The following is a 19,645-nucleotide window of genomic DNA, read 5'->3' on the forward strand; positions in this document are numbered from 1 at the left end:
CCTTGGTGGTTCGCGTGCTGCGCTTACTTGAGGTTGTCGAGCATCCAGTCGACCGTGGCCTGGACCTGCTCGTCGGTCAGCGCGGGGTTGCCGCCCTTGGGGGGCATCACGCCGGCGCTGCCGGTGAAGCCCTCGATGGCGTGCTTGTACAGCGTGTCCTTGCCCTGGGCGATGCGCGAGGCCCACGCGCCCTGGGACAGGGTCGGGGCACCGCCGACGCCGCCGCTGTGGCAGGCACCGCACAGGTTCTGGAAGATCACCGAACCGTCGGTGGTGCCGCCGTAGGCGACCTGCGAGGCGGCGGCGGCCGCGGCAGCCGCGGCGGCGGCGGCCTGGGCGGCGGCGCCGGTGTCGCCGGCGTAGACCGCGCCGACCGGCGCGATGCGCTCCTGGGTGCGGGCGGCGGCCGAGGGCGAAACCTCCGGCGGGATGCGGCCGTGCAGGTGGGAAGCCAGCAGGATCAGGCCGAGGGTGATCAGGGCCAGCATGCCCAGCACCATCGAGAAACGCTTCAGGAATTCCAGGTCGTAGTTGCGCACTTCGCGTCCTATTGGCGAGCGGCCCGGGGCCGCAGCTGGCCGATTATAGGGACGGACGCGCCGGCTTCGGAAGCGCGGCGCCCCGCAGGGGGCCGCCGGATGGCCCGCAGGCGGCCCTGTGTCGCAATTTCCTGCTGCGCCGCAGCAGGAAGCGGTAACCCCGGCAACTGCCCCCGGACACCGCCGGCCCGGCGCGAATCGCCCTGCGGACGCGGGGTTGCGCAGCCCCGGCGCGGATGCGCGCCGGGGCCGGGCCGCCGCCGCCGCCGCGCCCGTCGCGGCTTGCTGCCGCGCGAATTGACAGCGCTGACAGTTTGGCCGGAGCCTCTGCGCCGACCGGTCCAGCCCTTCCGGAGGGCGGTTGCCGTCCGGGGCCCAGATAACGTCACCAGGGAGGAAGCACCTTGAGTAGCAAGCTTGCCGGCGCGCGCGCGCCGGGCGTCCGCATCGGTACCACACTGGCCACGGCGCTGGCCCTGGCCCTGCTGGCTGGCTGCGGCAAGAGCGAGGCCGACGCCGGCGCTCCGGCCGCCACCGCGGCCGCCGCCGACGGCAGCATCAACCCGGAGAACTGGCCGCAGGTCGAGTGGCCGCTGCAGGCCGACGCGGAGGTCGAGCAGAAGATCGACGCGCTGATGGCCAGCATGACCGTGGAGGAGAAGGTCGGCCAGATCATCCAGGGCGACATCGCCTCGATCACCCCGGACGACGTGCGCAAGTACCGCCTCGGCTCGATCCTCGCCGGCGGCAGCTCCGACCCGGGCGGCAAGTACAACGCCAGGCCGGAGGAGTGGCTGAAGCTGGCCGACGCTTTCTGGGAGGCGTCGATGGATACCTCCGGCGGTGGCAAGGCGATCCCGGTCATCTGGGGCATCGACGCCATGCACGGCCAGAGCAACGTGGTCGGCGCCACCCTGTTCCCGCACAACGTCGGCCTGGGCGCGACCCGCAACGTCGAGCTGCAGCGCCGGATCGGCGAGATCACCGCGATCGAGACCCGCACCACCGGCATGGAGTGGACCTTCGCCCCGACCGTGGCGGTGCCGCAGGACGTGCGCTGGGGCCGCGCCTACGAGGGCTACTCGGAGAACCCGGAGCTGGTGGCGCAGTTCGCCCGCGCCATGGTGGAAGGCCTGCAGGGCAAGGCCGGCGCGCCGGACTTCCTGGACGACCGCCACGTGATGGTCTCGGTCAAGCACTTCCTCGGCGATGGCGGCACCAGCAAGGGCCGCGACCAGGGCGACAACCTGGCCAGCGAGGCCGAGCTGCGCGACATCCACGCCGCCGGCTACGTCACCGCGATCAACGCCGGCGCGCAGGCGGTGATGGCCTCGTTCAACAGCTACCACGGCACCAAGCTGCACGGGCACAAGCCGCTGCTGACCGACGTGCTCAAGGGCCGCTTCAACTTCAACGGCTTCGTGGTCGGCGACTGGAACGGCCACGGCCAGGTCAAGGGCTGCAGCAACGACAACTGCCCGGCCACCTTCGCCGCCGGCCTGGACATGGCCATGGCCCCGGACAGCTGGAAGGGCATGTACGAATCCACCCTGGCCGCGGTCAAGGACGGCATCCTGCCGATGGAGCGGCTGGACGACGCCGTGCGCCGGATCCTGCGGGTGAAGTTCCTGATGGGCCTGTTCGACAAGCCCAAGCCCTCGCAGCGCGCGCTGGGCGGCAAGTTCGAGCTGCTGGGCGCGGCCGAGCACCGCGAGGTCGCGCGCCAGGCGGTGCGCGAGTCGCTGGTGCTGCTGAAGAACCAGGGCGGCCTGCTGCCGCTGTCGCCGAAGCAGCGCATCCTGGTGGCTGGCGACGGCGCCGACAACATGGCCAAGCAGGCCGGCGGCTGGACCCTCACCTGGCAGGGCTCCGGCACCACCCGCGCCGACTTCCCCAACGCCGACACCATCTGGGACGGCCTGCAGCGCGCGGTCAAGGCCGCCGGCGGCAGCGCCGAGCTGGCGGTGGACGGCAAGTACAAGGCCAAGCCCGACGTGGCCGTGGTGGTGTTCGGCGAAGAGCCGTACGCCGAGTTCCAGGGCGACATCGCCAACCTGCTGTACAAGCCGGGCAACGACGCCGACCTGGAGCTGATCAAGCGCCTGAAGGCCGACGGCATCCCGGTGGTGGCGGTGTTCCTCACCGGCCGCCCGCTGTGGATGAACCGCGAGATCAACGCCGCCGACGCCTTCGTGGTCGCCTGGCTGCCGGGTTCGGAAGGCGCGGGCGTGGCCGACGTGCTGCTGCGCAAGCCCGACGGCAGCGTCAACCACGACTTCAAGGGCAAGCTGAGCTTCTCCTGGCCGGCGCAGGCGGCCGAGGGCAACGTGCGCTCGCCGGACTACAAGGCGCTGTTCCCGTTCGGCCACGGCCTGACCTACGCCGACAAGGGCGACCTGGACCCGCTGCCGGAGGACTCCGGCATCGACGGCCTGCACGCCGCCCCGGGCGTGTACTTCGCCAACGCCATGCTGGCCCCGGGCCTGGCCATGCGCGTGGAGAACGCGCAGAACCACACCGCCCAGATCACCACGGTGCCGGCCGGCCTGCACGACGACAGCATCCGCGTCACCGCGGTCGACCACGAGCGCCAGGAGGACTCGCGCCGCCTCGCCTGGTCCGGCACGACCCCGGCCACGGTCTCGGTCTACGCCGAGCCGGCCGTGGACCTGTCGCGCGAGACCAACGGCGACCTGCTGCTGGTGCTGACCCTGCGTCCGGACCAGGTGCCGGCTGCCGGCAACGTCGGCCTCAGCGCCGGCCAGGGCCGGCCGGTGGCGTTGCGTGAGGCGCTGGCGAAGCTGCCGGCCGGGCAGTGGACCACGCTGGGCGTGCCGCTGAAGTGCCTGGCCCACGCCGGCGCCGACGTGTCCGCGCTGGACGTGCTGGCGCGCCTGCACAGTGACGCGGCGACCACGCTGTCGATCTCGCGCGTGGCGATCGGCGCGGTCAGCGAGGCCGAGCACATCGTCGACTGCCCGCGCGGCGAGTAAGGCGACACCCGGGGCCGGTGCCTGGCACCGGCCCCGCACGCGGCCACCGGCGGGCAGCCGGGGCCGATGTTTCGCGCAAAACTTTGCTGCAACGCAGTGGCCGCGGCGCCCTGCGCATGGCCTGGCCCAAGCAACCATGCGCCCCGCCGCGGCGGCCGCGGGCAGCCGCCAGGCCCGCACGGGGGCGCGTTTGACAGCGCTGCCGCGGCCACCGATAAGACAGCGCTGTCAGGCGTCGAGGGGAGGGCCGGTCCGCGCACCAGGGCGTACGCGGCCCGGAGGATGCCGGCGATCCGCCGGTGGCCCCGGTTCCACCTTCCGCGCCGGAGCTGCGCAATACGGCGGCCAGCCGCCGCCAGCCCAATGGATCTGGAGGAACCGGAGTGGAACTCGCGACGCTGGACATCGCCATCGTGCTCGCCTACCTGGCCGGCATCTTCATCCTCGCGCAGCTGGTTTCGCGCGAGAAAGCCGGCCACCAGAAGTCGGCCTCCGACTACTTCCTGGCCAGCAAGTCCCTGCCATGGTGGGCCATCGGCGCTTCGCTGATCGCGGCCAACATCTCCGCCGAACAGATCATCGGCATGTCCGGCTCCGGCTACGCGCTGGGCCTGGCGATCGCCTCCTACGAATGGATGGCCGCCGCCACGCTGCTGGTCGTCGGCAAGTTCTTCCTGCCGGTGTTCCTGCGCAACAGGATCTACACCATGCCGCAGTTCCTCGAGGAACGGTACGGCACCCGCATCCGCACGCTCATGGCCGTGTTCTGGCTGGGCCTGTACGTGTTCGTGAACATCACCTCGATCCTGTGGCTGGGCGCGATCGCGGTGAACCAGGTCACCGGCATCGACCAGATGACCGCGGTGGTGCTGATCGGCGTGTTCGCGCTGGTGTACCAGCTGTACGGCGGGCTGAAGGCGGTGGCGCTGACCGACATCGTGCAGGTCACCCTGCTGGTGCTCGGCGGCCTGATGGTGACCGGCCTGACCCTGTCGCAGATCGGCGGCGGCGAGGGCATCCTCGCCGGCTTCCAGCGCCTGTGGGACGCGCACCCGGGCCACTTCGAGATGATCCTCGGTCCGGACAACCCGTTCTACAAGGACCTGCCCGGCATCAGCGTGCTGGTCGGCGGCATGTGGATCATGAACGTCAGCTACTGGGGCTTCAACCAGTACATCATCCAGCGCGCGCTGGCGGCCAAGGACCTGAAGGAAGCGCAGAAGGGCGTGCTGTTCGCCGCGTTCCTGAAGCTGCTGATGCCGGTGATCGTGGTGCTGCCGGGCATCGCCGCGGTGGTGCTGGCGCCGTCCCTGGACCGGCCCGACCAGGCCTATCCGACGATGATGCGACTGCTGCCCAGCGGCATCCTCGGCCTGGTGTTCGCCGCGCTGGTGGCGGCGATCGTGGCCTCGCTGGCGTCGAAGATCAATTCGGTGGCGACCATCTTCACCCTGGACTTCTACGCCAAGATGCGCCCGGACGCCGGCCAGCCGAAGCTGGTGCGGGTGGGGCGCATCGCCGCCGCGCTTTCGGTGCTCATCGGCATCCTCACCGCCAAGCCGCTGCTGGGCAGCTTCGACCAGGCCTTCCAGTACATCCAGGAATACACCGGCTTCTTCACCCCGGGCATCGTGGTGATCTTCGTGCTGGGCCTGTTCTGGAAGCGCGCCAACCAGGCCGGCGCGCTGGCCGCGGCGATCGGCTCGTTCGTGCTGTCGATCGTGCTCAAGCTGGCCTGGCCGGGGCTGCCGTTCATCGACCGCGTCGGCCTGGTGTTCCTGCTGGCGCTGGCGCTGGCGGTGGGCGTATCGCTTGCCACCGCGGCGCAGCGCGAGGGCAGCGACCTGATCCGCACCGACGACGTGGACTATTCGACCACCGCCGGGTTCAACATCGGCGCCCTCGGCGTGGTCGCCATCCTGGTGGCGCTGTACGCGACCTTCTGGTGAACGCGGGAGCGCACGACGGACGGCAGCAGGACCCGCGCCCGGGACCGGTCCCGGCGCGGGCCCGGATCGAGGACGTGGCCGCCGCGGCCGGCGTCTCGATGAAGACCGTCTCGCGCGTGCTCAACAACGAGCCGGGCGTGCGCGAGGCCACCCGGCTGCGCGTGCGCGAGGCGGTGGCGGCGCTCAACTACCGACCGGACCCGTCCGCGCGCAGCCTGGCCGGCAACCGCTCCTACCTGGTGGCGCTGCTTTACGACAATCCCTCGCCGAACTACCTGATGGAGGTGGTCACCGGCGTGGTCGATGCCTGCGAGGCGCACCACTACGGCATGGTCATGCAGCCGGTGGCGCACCGGGCGCCGGGCTGCGTGGAGGCGGTGGACGCGCTGCTGTCCGGCGCGCGCCTGGACGGGCTGATCCTGACCCCGCCACTGACCGACAGCGACGCCCTGCTGGACCGCCTGGACCAGCGCGGCATCCCGTTCGCCTGCATTTCCCCGTACAAGCGCGAGGGCCGCATCGGCGTGACCCTGGACGAGCACGACGCGGTGTGCGAGCTGGTGGCGCACCTGGTGGCGCTGGGCCACCGCCGCATCGGCCACGTGCGCGGGCATCCGGACCACGGCGCCAGCGAGTGGCGCCTGGCCGGCTACCGCACCGCGCTGCGCCGCGCCGGCCTGCGCTACGACCCGGAACTGGTGGTGCCGGGCGAGTTCTCGTTCGATTCCGGGCTGGAATCGGGACGCCGCCTGCTGTCGCTGCAGCCGCGGCCCACCGCGATCTTCGCCGCCAACGACGACATGGCCGCCGGCGTGATGCGCGCGGCCAGCGAGATGGGCCTGCGGGTGCCGGCCGAAGTCTCGGTCTGCGGCTTCGACAACACGCCCATCGCCAAGCACATCTTCCCGCAGCTGACCACGGTGCAGCAGCCGACCCGGGACATGGCCCAGGTGGCGACCATGCAGCTGCTGGCGGCGATCCGCGACCGCGGCGCCGGCAGCATGGTGCACATGCCCTACGCGCTGCAGCTGCGCGATTCCACCGGGCCGGCCCCGCCCGACTGAGGCCGGTCCGCCGCGCTCAGGCGGCCTCGCGCACCACGATCCGCAGCGGATCGTCCCACTGCCGCAGCAGCTCGGCTTCGCGGGCCTTGGCCGCGTGCAGGTGCGCTTCCTTGACGTGGCCGTAGCCGCGGATCTGGTCCGGAATGGAGGCGATCTGCGCGGCCAGGCCGACGTTGCCGGCGTCCAGCTTCGGCAGCAGGCGCTCGATGGTGGCGAAGTAGTCCTCCACCAGCTGCCGCTCCTTGCGCCGCTCGGCGGTGCGGCCGAACGGATCGAACGCGGTGCCGCGCAGGAACTTCAGCTTCGCCAGCCAGCGGAACGCGGTGAACACCCACGGCCCGTACTCGCGCTTGACCAGGCGGCCGTGCTCGTCCTTCTTCGCCAGCAGCGGCGGGGCGAGGTGGAAATGCAGGCGGTAGTCGCCCTCGAACTGCTGCTGCAGGCGGCGCTGGAAGTGGCCGCCGGTGTACAGGCGCGCGACCTCGTACTCGTCCTTGTAGGCCATCAGCTTGAACGCGTAGCGCGCCACCGCCTCGGTCAGCGCGGTGGAGCCGGGCACGCGTTCCTGCTCGACCGCGCGCACCTTCTCCACCAGCGCGGTGTAGCGCGCGGCATAGGCGCGGTCCTGGTAGGCGGTGAGGAACACGCGGCGGCGCTCGACCAGTTCCTCCAGGCTGCGCGACAGGCGCAGGTCGTCCAGGGGCAGCGGCGCGACGTTGCCGGAGGCCGCATCCAGCGGCCAAGCCTGGCCGCTGCCGGCGGCATCGGCCGCCGAGGCCGGCAGGCCGCGCCATTCGCGCCCGCCGCTGGCCGGGCGCGGCGCGCTGGTGCTGCCCCATTCGCTGCCTTCCCAGTCGCCCGGCGGCAGCACCTGCAGGTCGTCGGCGATGCCCTCGCTGGCGGTCACCGGGTTGGACACCAGGCCGGCGGCGCGCGCCACCGCATCCGGGTCGACCGCGGCCAGGCGGCCCCAGGCGAAGGCCTGCTTGTTCATCTCCACCGCCGCGCCGTTGAGCTCGATCGCGCGCATCAGCGCACCCTCGGACAGCGGCACCAGGCCCAGCTGCCAGGCATGGCCGAGCATGAACAGGTTGGTGGCGATGGCGTCGCCCAGCAGCGCGGTGGCCAGCTGGGTGGCGTCGAGCAGGCGCGGCTCGCGCCCGCCCAGGGCCAGCCTCACTCCGGCGATGATCTCGGCCGCGGGGAAGTGCAGGTCAGGCTGGGTGGTGAAGCTGCCGGGCATGGCCTCGTAGGTGTTGAGCACCACTTCCGAGCGCTCGGCGCGGACCTTGGACAGCGCCCAGTAGTCGTTGACCACGACCATGTCGCAGCCCAGCACCAGGTCGGCCTCGCCGGCGGCGATGCGCACGGCATGGATGTCGGCCGGCCGGCGCGCCAGGCGCACGTGGGTGGTGACCGCGCCGCCCTTCTGCGCCAGGCCGGTCTGGTCGAGCACGGTCGCGCCCTTGCCTTCCAGGTGGCCGGCCATGCCCAGCAGCGCGCCGATGGTCACCACGCCGGTGCCGCCGACGCCGGTGATCAGGATGTTCCAGGGCCGCTCCAGGTCGGTACGCGGCTGCGGCGCGGGCAGGTTGTCGAGCAGGGCCGCGGCCTCCGCGCGCGGGCCCTTGCGCGGGCGGCCGCCATGCACGGTGACGAAGCTGGGGCAGAAGCCCTCGACGCAGCTGTAGTCCTTGTTGCAGTTGGACTGGTCGATCTGGCGCTTGCGCCCGAACTCGGTCTCCTGCGGCAGCACCGACACGCAGAAGCTCTTCTGCCCGCAGTCGCCGCAGCCCTCGCACACCAGGGTGTTGACCATCACCCGCTTCGGCGGGTCCTCGAGCTTGCCGCGCTTGCGCCGGCGGCGCTTCTCGGTGGCGCAGGTCTGGTCGTAGATCAAGATCGACACGCCCTTGACCTGGCGCAGGCGCCGCTGCACTTCGTCCAGTTCCTTGCGGTCGTGGAACTCCACGCCCGGCGGGAACAGTTCGCGCCTGTGCCAGCGCGAGATGTCGTCGCTGACCACCACGATGGTGTCGATGCCCTCGGCGCGCATCTGCCAGGCGATGTCCGGCACCGTCAGGGTGCCGTCCACCGGCTGGCCGCCGGTCATGGCCACCGCGTCGTTGTAGAGGATCTTGTAGGTGATGTTCACCTTCGCGGCGACGGCCTGGCGGATCGCCAGCGAGCCGCTGTGGAAGTAGGTACCGTCGCCGAGGTTCTGGAACACGTGCTCGGTCTCGGTGAACGGCGCCTGGCCCGCCCAGGTGACGCCTTCGCCACCCATGTGGGTGAAGGTGTCGGTGGAGCGGTCCATCCAGGTGACCATGTAATGGCAGCCGATGCCCGCCAGCGCGCGCGAGCCTTCCGGCACGCGTGTGCTGGTGTTGTGCGGGCAGCCGGAACAGTAGTGCGGCACGCGCGGGAACTGCGCGCGCGGCAGCGCCATCTCCGCCTCCTTCTCCTCCATCCAGCGCAGGCGCTGCTCGATGGATTCGGTCGTGAAAAAGCGCTGGATGCGGCGGCCGATCACCCCGGCGATGGTGGCCGGGGTCAGCTCGCCGGTGGACGGCAGGATCCACTCCCCGGCCTCGTCGTACTTGCCGACGATGCTCGGGCGCCGGCCCCAGGCCTCCGGCCAGTTGTAGAACTGCTCCTTCATCTGCCGCTCGATGAAGGCCCGCTTTTCCTCCACCACGACGATGTCCTCCAGCCCGCGGGCGAAGGCGGCGATGCCCTGCGGCTCCAGCGGCCAGGTCATGCCGACCTTGTACACGCGGATGCCGATGTCGCGGCAGGCTTCCTCGTCCAGGCCCAGGTATTCCAGCGCCTGCAGCACGTCCAGGTAGCTCTTGCCGGTGGTGACGATGCCCAGCCGCGCGCGCGGCGAGTCCAGCACGATGCGGTCGACCCGGTTGGCGCGGGCGAAGGCCTGCGCCGCGCGCACCGCGTAGCGGTGCAGGCGCATCTCCTGGTCCAGCGGCGGATCGGGCCAGCGGATGTTGAGTCCGCCCGGCGGCAGCTCGAAATCCTCCGGCAGCACGATCCGGCGCGCGAACGGGTCCACGTCCACCGAGGCGGAGGATTCCACCGTCTCGGCGATGGTCTTGAAGCCGATCCAGCGCCCCGTGTAGCGGCTCATCGCCCAGCCGACCAGGCCCAGGTCGAGGATGTCCTGCACCCCGGCCGGGTTGAGCACCGGCATCATCGCGCTGACGAACTCGTCCTCGCTGCCGTGCGGCAGGGTCGAGCTGCGGCAGGCATGGTCGTCGGCGGCCAGCGCCAGCACGCCGCCATGCCTGGAGGTGCCGGCGGCGTTGCCGTGCTTGAACACGTCGCCGCAGCGGTCCACGCCCGGGCCCTTGCCGTACCACATGGCGTACACGCCATCGACCTTCGCCCCGGGGAACAGGTTGGTCTGCTGCGTGCCCCAGACCATGGTCGCGCCCAGGTCCTCGTTGAGGCCCGGCTGGAAGCGCACCTTGGCCGCTTCCAGGTGCTTGCGCGCGCGCCACAGTTCCAGGTCGAAGCCGCCCAGCGGGCTGCCGCGGTAGCCGCTGATGAAGCCGGCGGTGTCGAGCCCGGCCGCCGCGTCGCGCAGCTGCTGCATCAGCGGCAGGCGTACCAGCGCCTGCACGCCGCTGAGGTAGACGCGGCCGTCGCGGCGCGTGTAGCGGTGTTCCAGGGTGTAGTCGGCGTCGAAGGTGGCGAGCCCGGGCTGGTCGGCGGACGCGGGCGAAGTCAGTTCGGCGGTGCTGGTCATGACAGGCCTGGAGCGTGGGCTGGGCCGGGCGCCCGGCTGTAGCGCAACATCATAAACAAGCGCGCATGGACGGGCATGACACACTGCGGCGCGAACCCGTGCCGCGGCGGCCACGAAGTGGGACAATAGGCGCCCCCCACATCCCGCTTTCCCCGATGAACCGCATGCATGCGCAAGCCGGAACCGATCCGGATTGCCAACCTGCCGATGCCGGGAGCCGCTGAGGCACGCCATGGCATTGGACGCATTCGCACTGATCCTGGCCATGCTCGCCCTCGGCATGGCCATGGGCCGCACCACCCTGCTGCCGGACAATGCGTCCGAGGTGCTCAACCTGGTGGTGCTCTACGTCTGCCTGCCCGCCGCGGTGCTGCTGTACGTGCCGCGCCTGCACCTGCAATGGTCGCTGCTGGGCATGGCGCTCACGCCCTGGCTGCTGATGGGCGCGACCTGGCTGCTGGTGGGCCTGGCCGCGCGCCTGTGGAAGTTCGGCCGCGAGCAGTACGCGGTGCTGCTGCTGTGCGTGGGCCTGGGCAACACCAGCTTCCTCGGCTATCCGATGGTGCGCGCGCTGCTGGGCGAGAGCGCGGTGCAGTACGCGGTGGTGTACGACCAGTTCGGCACCTTCGTGATGCTGTCCACCCTGGGCCTGTACGTGTGCGCGCGCTACAGCGGCGACGCGCCGCCGGGCCCGCGCCAGGTGGCGCTGCGGATCGCGCGCTTCCCCCCGGCCTGGGCGCTGCTGCTGGGCCTGACCCTGATGCCGGCCGAGCCGCCGCACTGGATCGGCGCCGGGCTCCAGCGGCTGGCCGACGCCATGCTGCCGCTGGTGATGCTGGCGGTGGGCCTGTCGATCCGCCTGCGCCTGCCGCGCGAGGAACTGGGCCCGCTGCTTGCGGGGCTGTCACTGAAGCTGCTGGTGATGCCGGCCATCGCCCTGCCGCTGTCGCTGCTGTTCGGCATGCCGCCGCTGATGCTGCGTGCCAACGTGCTCGAATCGGCGATGCCGACCATGGTCTCGGCCGCGGCGCTGGCCATGGCCCATGGCCTGGCACCGCGGCTGTGCGCGGCCCTGGTCGGCTACGGCATCGTCGTGTGCCTGGCCACGTTGCCGGCCTGGGTCTGGCTGCTGGGCCGGTTCCACGGCTGAGGCGGCGCGGCGGGGCATCGCCGCCGCGCCGCGCGCGCCGGGCTCAGGCTTCGACCGCCGCCGGCGCCGCGAACAGCCGGATCGGGTGGATGCCGTGGGTGCGTTCGGCCAAATCGGCGGTTTCCACCAGCGCCGCCAGCTGCTGCCGGTACAGGTCCAGGAACGCGTCCTCCAGTGGCAGCACGGCGCGCGCAAACGCGAACGGGTCGGCGCCGGCGCTGGAGTAGTGGCCGCAGCGCTTGAGCAGCAGCTGGCCCAGCGGCTGCCCGCTGCCGGGGACGGCGTCGTCGAGCCTGCCGAGCAGGGCGCCCACCTGCTCGCGGCAGCGCTCGGTGCGCGCATGCACGCGCGGCCGCAGCACTTCGTCGCCGCTGCCCATGCCGGCGTGCATGCGCATGCACACCCGCGCCTCCTGCAGGGTGCGCGCCAGCTCCGGCCAGTGCGCGTGCATCCTGGCCAGCAGCGCCAGGCGCGCCTCGGCCTCGTCGCGGGCCGCGCCTTCCAGGGTGTCCACCGCGTGCCGCAGGCGCCGCGCGAACACCGCCAGGATGCGCCGGGCCAGGCGCAGGTCCGGGGTATCCGCGGCCACGCAGGCGCCGTATTCGGCGCGCAGCGCGCCGGGGTCGGGCGGGCTGCCGTCGGGCATCACGAAGTCTTCTTCCTGGTCGAGCAGGGCGATCCACAGCGCCAGGGCGTCGGCGCGCTCGCGCAGGCGGTCCAGGCGCTGCCACAGGCCGGTCGCTTCCGGGCCGAGGCGGCGCAGTTCGTCCACGCTGCCCTGCCAGTCGAAGGCCGCCGCCGGCAGCAGGCCGGCTTCGGCCGGGTCCAGCAGCGGCACGCTGCCGAGCATGCCGTTGGTGTAGCGCTGCCAGGCCGCGGCGGTGGCGTCGGCCAGGCGGCCGCGGCCGAGCAGCTCGGCCGCGCCGATCAGCTGGCGCGGGCCGTAGTCCAGCTCCATGCCGGCGTAGTAGTGGGCGGTGACCTGGCGGCACAGCGCGGGGAAGTCGGCGAACAGCGCGGCGGCGGGACGGTCGTCGCGGAAGATGCCCGGCGCCTGCAGCGCCTGCGCGTTCGCGATCCGGGCCTGGTCGGCCGGATGCGAATCCCAGTAGCGCGTGGTGTCGTCGGACTGCAACTGGGCCTCGACCGATTCCCAGTCCTGCCTGCCCCACTGCTGCAGGCGCTGGGCGGTGGCGCCGGGCAGGTCGTCGACCAGGCGGCCTTCGCCCCAGGCCTTGCGGTTGAGCCGGTCGACCTCGTGCCAGGCATGTTCCAGCGCGCGCATGCGCAGCGCGGTCGCGGCGAAGGCCTCGCTGCCGGCGACCGTGGCCTCGTAGCGGTCGGCATCGAACTCCATTTCCTGGGACAGCCGCCGGCTCATGCGGAAGCTGAGCTGGAACATCCCGCGCAGCAGCAGGCGCGTGGCCCACAGGCAGGCCAGGGTCGCCAGGCAGGTGAGGTGGACGATGCCGCCCATTTCCTCGTCCTCCAGCCAGCGCCGCAGGCGCCCATCCCAGGCATCGTCCTGGTAGGCGCGCGACTCCAGCCAGTAGTTCACCCGGTTGATCAGGTGCGCCGCGCGCATGCCGCCGCGCTGGGCGAAGTGGCCGAACTCGTGGGCCAGCACCCCGACCAGCTCGCGCGCGCTCATGCCCGCCACCAGCGGCAGGCCGATGGTGAGGGTGCGCGCGCCGCCGAGCAGGCCGGCCGGGCCGGGCACGAACTGCACCCAGGCGTTGACCTGGTGGGTGAGGTGGATCGCGCGCGGCGGACGGATGCCGATGGCCGCGCACAGCGCGTGCACCGCGGCGGTGAAGCCGGGGTCCTGTTCCGGTTCCAGGCGTACCGGTTCCGGGGCGCGGGTGCGCGGGGCGAAGAACGGCTTGAGCAGGAACACCACCAGCACGCCGATGATGAAGCCCGGCGCGGTCCAGCCGACCAGGCGCAGCATGCCGTGGCCGCTGCGCGGGGCCCACTCCAGGTAGTAGTGCACGCCCAGCCAGGCCAGCCCGGCGACCAGGCCCAGGTAGGCCAGGGGTATCAGGCAGGACAGCACCGCCACCAGCCACAGCAGCAGGTCGTACAGCGGCTTGCGCGGCGGGCGCGGGATCGAACCGGGACGCAGCTGGCGCAGCTGCGTGGTGGGCGCTACGGCGTTGCCGGCGGGAATCGAGGACATCGTGCCAGGCCTCCTTGCGATGGCAGGGCGCATGCATGCCAGCCGCGCCGCCACGGGCGTCTTCCCTTGCCCGCGGACCTGTTCCATGGTTCGGCTGCGGCGGCCTGGCCCCCTGGCCGCCGCGCCCGAGCATAGCCAAGCGCGCGGCGCGGCGCGAACCGGCGGCGCGGCTCAGTCCGCCGGCACGGTGCGCGGGAGGGCCCATTCGCGCAGCGCGCGGACCTGCTCGGCCATCAGCACCGACAGCGGGCGGGTGGCGCGGATCTCGTCCATCAGCAGGGTGGTGTCCAGCGGACGCTGCTCGGCGTGAGCGGCATACAGGCCGGAGACGATGGCCTGCTCGAGCTCTGCGCCGGAGAAGCCCTCGGCCGCGGCCGCCAGCGCCGACAGGTTGAAGCCCTGCGGCTGCAGCCCGCGCGCGGCCAGGTGGATGCGCAGCAGTTCCACCCGGGTGGAGGGGTCGGGCAGGTCGACGAAGAAGATCTCGTCGAAGCGGCCCTTGCGCAGCAGCTCGGCCGGCAGGTGCTGGACCTGGTTGGCGGTGGCCACCAGGAACACCGGCGCCTTGCGCTCGGCCATCCAGGTCAGCAGGTAGCCCAGTACCCGGCGCGAGACGCCGCCGTCGCCATCGCCGGAGTCGGCGGCCACGCCCTTCTCGATCTCGTCGATCCATAGCACGCACGGCGCCAGCTGGTCGGCCGAGGCCAGCGCCGTGCGCAGGTTCTGTTCGGTCTCGCCGTGGTACTTGGCGTACAGGGTGCCGAAGTCCAGGCGCAGCAGCGGCACCCCGAAGCCGCCGGCGATGGCCTTGGCCAGCAGCGACTTGCCGCAGCCCTGCACGCCCAGCAACAGGATCCCGCGCGGCGGCTCCAGCCCCGGCGGCGGGCTGCCGGCGAACGCGGCCTGGCGCAGCTGCACCCAGCGCTTGAGCCGGCGCGCGCCGGCGACTTCGTCCATGGCCGCCGCGTCGTATTCGTAGTGCAGGTGGCCGCTGCGGTTGAGCAGTTCGAACTTCAGCCTGGCCAGCTGCGGCAGGTCCGAGGCGGTGAGCGCACCGTCGGCGTGGATCAGCTGGCGGGCGATGCGGCGGGCGTCGTGCAGGTCCAGCCCCTGCAGGTGGCGCACGATCTGCTGCACCGCCTCGGCCTCGACCTCCACCCGGCGCCCGCCGTTCTCGCGGGCGTAGGCCTCCGCCTCCTCGCGCACCAGCTTCAGCAGCGCCGCCGCGTCCGGCAGGCGCGGGGTGAAGCGCACCGCCATGGCTTCCAGCTCCGGCGGCAGTTCCACCTTCGCCCCGACCAGCACGATCACGTGCGGCTGGCAGTGGCGGCGCTGGAGGATGTCGCGCAGCAGGCGCTGGTGGCTGGCGTAGCCCAGGTAGGGGTGGAAGTCGAGCAGCAGGTAGATGCCGCGCTGGTCGGCCCCCTGGATCGCGCGCAGCACCGAGGAGGCGTCCGGCGGGCCCTGCGGCGGATCCTCGCGGTCCAGGTCCAGGCGGCGCAGGCCCTCGGTGATGGTCCAGCGGTGCAGGGCCCGCCACACGTGCAGCAGCGACTGCCGGAACAGCTCCACCACCCGGTCCTCGTCGCGGGTCTCGACCACCACCAGCGGCGTGTTGGCGCGGATCAGGGCGGTCAGGTCCTGCAGCTGGCTCATGGCACGTCCGTGTCGGGGAGGCGGGGAAAGATAGCAACCCGCCGGGCTTCCTACCGCCTCCACCGGGGGCGGTGTAACCTGCGGCCAGCCCAATGGGAGCAAGCGGCGGATGAAGACGATCCTGGTGGCCGGGTCCAAGGGCGGCGTGGGCAAGACCACGATCGCCACCCATCTGGCGGCGCACGCGGCACTGCAGGGCCGGCGGACGGTCCTGGCCGACGCCGACCCGCAGGGATCGGCCACCCGCTGGGCGCAGCGCCGCGCCGCCCTGGACAGCGCCGTGCTGCCGGTGGACGCCAGCACCCGCCGCGGCTGGGAGCGGCTGCCGGCCGACGCCGACCTGGTGGTGGTCGACGCCGCCGCCGGCGCCCTGGCCGCCGACCTGGAGCGCTTCCTGGAACGCGCCGACGCGGTGGTGGTGCCGCTGCAGCCCTCGGCGCTGGACATCGAGGCCACCGTGGCCTTCCTCAACACCCTGGCCAAGGTGCCGCGGGTCCACGCCCGGCGCCTTCCGGTGGGGCTGGTGCTCAACCGCAGCAAGCCGTGGACCAACACCAGCCAGCAGGCGGTGCAGATGCTGTCCGATTGGCCCTATCCGCTGGTGGCGCAGCTGCGCGACACCCAGGCCTACACCGTGCTGGTGGGCCTGGGCCGCAGCCTGTTCGACTACCACTCCGCGCAGGTGCGCGACCACCAGGGCGACTGGGAGCCACTGCTGCAGTGGCTGGACCAGGCCTGACCTCCCGCCTCTGCGAGGACATCCCGTGCGTGAACTGATCCTGCTGCGCCATGCCCATGCCGAACCCGGGGCCCCCGGCCAGGCCGACATCGACCGCCCGCTGTCGGCCCACGGCCTGGCCGAGGCCGAGGCCGCCGGGCGCTGGCTGCTGGCGCACGGCCTGCTGCCGGACCGCGTGCTGTGCTCGCCGGCGCGGCGCGCGCGCGAAACCCTGGAAGCGGTGCTGGCGGTCACCGGCTACGCCGAGCAGCGCCTGGAAGGATCGATCTACGAGGCCACCCCCGGCACCCTGATCGGCCTGCTGGACGAGCAGCAGGAGGTGGAGCGGCTGATGCTGGTCGGCCACAACCCGGGCCTGGAGCGGCTGGTGGCCCTGCTCGACAGCGGCCGTTCGGACGAATACCGCGGCATGCCCCCGGCCGGGCTGGCGGTGCTGTCGCTGCCGACCGCGCAGCCAGTGGAACCGGGCGTGGGCCGCCTGACCGCATTCTGGTGGCCTTGAGCGGATGCGGTACCCGCGCTGGTTGCTGGCCCTGGCGTTGTGGCCCGCGCTCGCCGCGGCGGCGGTGCAGGAGCCGGCCGCCGTCGCCGCGCCGGCGGTGACGCTGTACGAGCTGGATACCGTCCACAGCCGGCTGGAATTCGAGGTGCGCACCCGCGTCGGCCAGCGCCTGCGCGGCCAGTTCCCGCGCTACGAGGGCCTGGTCGACCTCTTGCCCGACGGCCGCCACCGGGTACGCTTGCGGATTTCCACCGCCTCCGCCGAGATCCCGGGCAAGCCGCGCTACACCGGCTGGATGCGCGGCGAGGCCTTCTTCGACACCCTGCGGTACCCTTGGATGGAATTCGTCTCCGACCCCTTCCCGCCGGACGCGCTGGCCCGCGGCGGCCGCCTGCACGGGCGCCTGACCCTGCGCGGCGCGACCCGCGGCGAGGTGCTGGAGGTGCAGCCGGCGCCCTGCGCCCGTCCCGGCCTGGACTGCGCGGTGCAGGTGGAGGGCGACATCGTGCGCAGCGACTACGGCATGGGCGACTGGCAGCTGGTGCTGTCCGAGCGGGTGCGCTTCACCATGCAGGTGCGCCTGCGCGAGGCGGGGCCGCGGTGAGGGCCTGGACCCGGCCACTGCTGGCCGCGTTGCTGGCGCTGGCGGCCAGCGCCTGCAGCACCCTGAGCCCGCAGCTGCGCGAGCAGGCCGCGGCGGTGGCGGTGGCCGGGCGCGACGCGCAGCTGGACTGCGAGCGCGCCGACCGCTGCGCCGCCCCCTCGCCGCTGCGCGAACTGGCCGGCGAGGCCTTCGCCGAGACCGCCAGCGCGCCCGACGGCCGCACCCGGCACCGCGCGCTGATCCTGGACGAGGGCGGCGAGGCGCTGCTGGCGCGGATCAACCTGATGCGCAGCGCCACCCGCCGCATCGACCTGCAGACCTACATCTTCGACAAGGACGACAGCGCGCGCCTGGTGCTGGACGAACTGCTGGCCGCGGCCCGCCGCGGGGTCAAGGTGCGGGTGCTGATCGACCAGCTCTCGGCGATCGCCGACCTCCGCATCCTGGCCGCCCTGGCCGGCGCCCACCAGAACCTGGAGCTGCGCATCTACAACCCGACCTTCGGCCGCGCCAAGCCCAACTACCTGCACTACGCGGCCAGCGTGATCTGCTGCTTCCGCCGCTTCAACCAGCGCATGCACAACAAGCTGCTGGTGATCGACGACGCGGTCGGCATCTCCGGCGGGCGCAACTACCAGGACGACTACTACGACTGGGACAGCCAGTACAACTTCCGCGACCGCGACGTGCTGGTGGCCGGGCCGGTGGTGCGCGAGATGCAGCGCAACTTCGCCGCCTACTGGAACGACCGCCGCAGCGTGCCGGTGGAGCGGCTGGACGACGTGGCCCGGCTGCTGCTGTCCTCCGGCGTGCCGGAGATGCCGCCGGCCACGCCGGCGCGCCCGGAACGGGTGGAGCGGATGCGCCAGGCGGCGGCCGACGCCGGGCTGGTGGAGGAGCGCCTGGCCCGGCGCGCGATGGCGGTGGGCCCGGTGGAGTACCTGGCCGACGTGCCGAAGAAGCACCGCGAGGGCGAGAGCCGGGTCAGCGGCGCCTCCGGGCTGGCCGGGCTGCTGGCGCAGGCACGCGAGGAAGTGCTGCTGCAGACCCCGTACCTGGTGCTGTCCGACAGCGCGGTGGAGATCTTCCGCCAGCTGCGCCAGCGCGAGCGGCCACCGCGGGTGGTGGCCTCGACCAACAGCCTGGCGGCCACCGACAACGCGATCGTCTACGCGCTCAGCTACAAGTACAAGCGCCGCAACGTGCGCGAGCTGGGCTTCGACATCTACGAGTACCGGCCGTTCCCCGAGGACCCGCCGGTGGACCCGGCGCTGGGCGCCTGGCAGCCGGGCGACGCCGAGACGCAGGATCCTTCGGTGCCGCGCAGCGAACTGCCCGGCGCGGTCTCCGGCTCCGGCGGCGGGCGCGGCCGCGCCGACGACGACCGCCGGCAGGTGCGCGACAAGCTGCGCACCGAGAGCCGGCCCTCGCTGCTGAGCACCAGCCACCCGGCCAACCGCCCGGTGCCGGTGCGCGCCCAGGGCAAGCGCCCGCGCATGGGCCTGCACGCCAAGTCGATGGTGATCGACCGCCGCATCGCGGTGATCGGCACCCACAACTTCGACCCGCGCAGCGAGACCTACAACACCGAGGGCGTGGTGGTGATCGAGGACCCGGCCTTCGCCGGCGCCCTGGCCGCCAGCATCGAGCGCGACATCGCCCCCGGGAACTCCTGGACCGTGGCCCCGCGCGCGCGGCCGCCGGTGCTGTCCGGGCTCAACTACAGCATGAACAAGGTGCTGGAGAAGTCGCCGGTACTGGACCTGTGGCCGTGGCGCTACGCCACCAACTACGTGTTCCAGCCCGGCCCGGAGTGCCCGCGGCCGCTGCCGCGGCGCGACCCGCGCTTCCACCAGTGCTACGTGGCGGTCGGCGACTTCCCCGAGGTCAGCCTCGGCCCGCGCTCGATCCTGACCCGCATGCTGACCGCCTTCGGTGCCGGCCTGGTGCCGATCCTCTGAGCCGGCGGCGATAATCGCCGCCCCTTCCGCGCAGGAGCAGCACCGATGGTGTTCCGTGGTCCGGTCGACCTGGACGAACTCAACCGCCTCAGCCGCGGCACCCTGATCGAGCACCTGGGCATCGTGTTCACCGCCGCCGGCGACGACTGGCTGCAGGCGACCATGCCGGTGGCGGGCTTCACCCGCCAGCCGTACGGCCTGCTCCACGGCGGCGCCTCGGTGGTGCTGGCCGAGACCCTGGGCAGCAGCGCCGGCAACCTGTGCCTGGACACCCGCGTGCAGCAGGCGGTGGGCCTGGAGATCAACGCCAACCACCTGCGCGCGGTGCGCGAGGGCGTGGTCACCGGCACCGCGAAGGCGGTGCACGTGGGCCGCAGCACCCAGGTCTGGGACATCCGCATCGAGGACGGACGCGGGCGCCCGGCCTGCGTCTCGCGCCTGACCCTGGCGGTGGTCGCGGTGGCCGCGCCGCAGGCCGGCGCGGCCTGATCCGGCGCCGTCGCCGCGGCAAAGCCGGCGCCCATCCCCAACCGGGCGCCGCATCCG

At 72.5% G+C, this 19,645-nt stretch carries 13 protein-coding genes; 9 read left to right on the forward strand and 4 right to left on the reverse strand.

The features are described from left to right. Positions 1-23: 23 nt before the first annotated feature. On the reverse strand, positions 24-539 hold the full coding sequence (locus PSEJ31_RS0100580; protein WP_019399340.1) for a c-type cytochrome: 516 nt from the start codon (positions 537-539) through the stop codon (positions 24-26). Between the two features lie 404 nt (positions 540-943). Between PSEJ31_RS0100580 and PSEJ31_RS0100585 the strand changes: the two genes are divergently transcribed. From PSEJ31_RS0100585 to PSEJ31_RS0100595, 3 genes are all read left to right on the forward strand, one after another. Further along, positions 944-3,532, forward strand: coding sequence for a glycoside hydrolase family 3 protein (locus PSEJ31_RS0100585; RefSeq protein WP_019399339.1), 2,589 nt, complete (start codon positions 944-946; stop codon positions 3,530-3,532). A 383-nt stretch (positions 3,533-3,915) separates the two neighbouring features. Next, positions 3,916-5,481: a sodium/sugar symporter gene (locus PSEJ31_RS0100590; RefSeq protein WP_028914334.1), complete on the forward strand. Its 1,566-nt coding sequence runs from the start codon at positions 3,916-3,918 to the stop codon at positions 5,479-5,481. Beyond that, complete coding sequence (locus tag PSEJ31_RS0100595) at positions 5,478-6,545, forward strand: LacI family DNA-binding transcriptional regulator (RefSeq protein ID WP_028914335.1); 1,068 nt, start codon at positions 5,478-5,480, stop codon at positions 6,543-6,545. Before PSEJ31_RS0100590 ends, PSEJ31_RS0100595 begins: the two co-directional genes overlap by 4 nt. Before the next feature lie 16 nt (positions 6,546-6,561). Here PSEJ31_RS0100595 and PSEJ31_RS0100600 read toward each other — a convergent pair whose 3' ends face one another. Then, a complete protein-coding gene (locus tag PSEJ31_RS0100600) occupies positions 6,562-10,308 on the reverse strand; it encodes an indolepyruvate ferredoxin oxidoreductase family protein (protein ID WP_019399336.1) in 3,747 nt (1,248 codons plus the stop codon). A 232-nt stretch (positions 10,309-10,540) separates the two neighbouring features. Here PSEJ31_RS0100600 and PSEJ31_RS0100605 point away from each other — a divergent pair, with 232 nt between their 5' ends. Then, a complete protein-coding gene (locus PSEJ31_RS0100605; RefSeq protein ID WP_026010672.1) occupies positions 10,541-11,458 on the forward strand; it encodes an AEC family transporter in 918 nt (305 codons plus the stop codon). A 43-nt stretch (positions 11,459-11,501) separates the two neighbouring features. Here PSEJ31_RS0100605 and PSEJ31_RS0100610 read toward each other — a convergent pair whose 3' ends face one another. Beyond that, positions 11,502-13,637: a M48 family metallopeptidase gene (locus PSEJ31_RS0100610; protein ID WP_028914336.1), complete on the reverse strand. Its 2,136-nt coding sequence runs from the start codon at positions 13,635-13,637 to the stop codon at positions 11,502-11,504. Between the two features lie 171 nt (positions 13,638-13,808). After that, complete coding sequence (locus tag PSEJ31_RS0100615; RefSeq protein WP_028914337.1) at positions 13,809-15,293, reverse strand: AAA family ATPase; 1,485 nt, start codon at positions 15,291-15,293, stop codon at positions 13,809-13,811. Between the two features lie 109 nt (positions 15,294-15,402). On the opposite strand from PSEJ31_RS0100615, the gene PSEJ31_RS0100620 reads away from it, so the two are divergent. Genes PSEJ31_RS0100620 through PSEJ31_RS0100640 form a run of 5 tightly spaced genes read left to right on the forward strand, consistent with a single transcriptional unit; the run spans position 15,403 to position 19,588 of the window. Next, positions 15,403-16,032 carry a ParA family protein gene (locus PSEJ31_RS0100620; protein ID WP_019399332.1) on the forward strand — a complete coding sequence of 210 codons (630 nt, stop codon included), beginning with the start codon at positions 15,403-15,405 and terminating at the stop codon, positions 16,030-16,032. 25 nt (positions 16,033-16,057) lie between these two features. Continuing rightward, a complete protein-coding gene (locus PSEJ31_RS0100625) occupies positions 16,058-16,534 on the forward strand; it encodes a histidine phosphatase family protein (RefSeq protein WP_019399331.1) in 477 nt (158 codons plus the stop codon). 4 nt (positions 16,535-16,538) lie between these two features. Beyond that, a complete protein-coding gene (locus tag PSEJ31_RS0100630; protein WP_019399330.1) occupies positions 16,539-17,138 on the forward strand; it encodes a YceI family protein in 600 nt (199 codons plus the stop codon). Then, positions 17,135-19,099, forward strand: coding sequence for a phospholipase D family protein (locus PSEJ31_RS0100635; RefSeq protein ID WP_019399329.1), 1,965 nt, complete (start codon positions 17,135-17,137; stop codon positions 19,097-19,099). The genes PSEJ31_RS0100630 and PSEJ31_RS0100635 overlap by 4 nt, the downstream gene beginning before the upstream one ends. A 45-nt stretch (positions 19,100-19,144) precedes the next feature. Further along, positions 19,145-19,588: a hotdog fold thioesterase gene (locus PSEJ31_RS0100640; protein WP_019399328.1), complete on the forward strand. Its 444-nt coding sequence runs from the start codon at positions 19,145-19,147 to the stop codon at positions 19,586-19,588. Positions 19,589-19,645 lie beyond the last annotated feature (57 nt).

Source organism: Pseudoxanthomonas sp. J31 (assembly GCF_000510725.1).
GTDB lineage: Bacteria > Pseudomonadota > Gammaproteobacteria > Xanthomonadales > Xanthomonadaceae > Pseudoxanthomonas.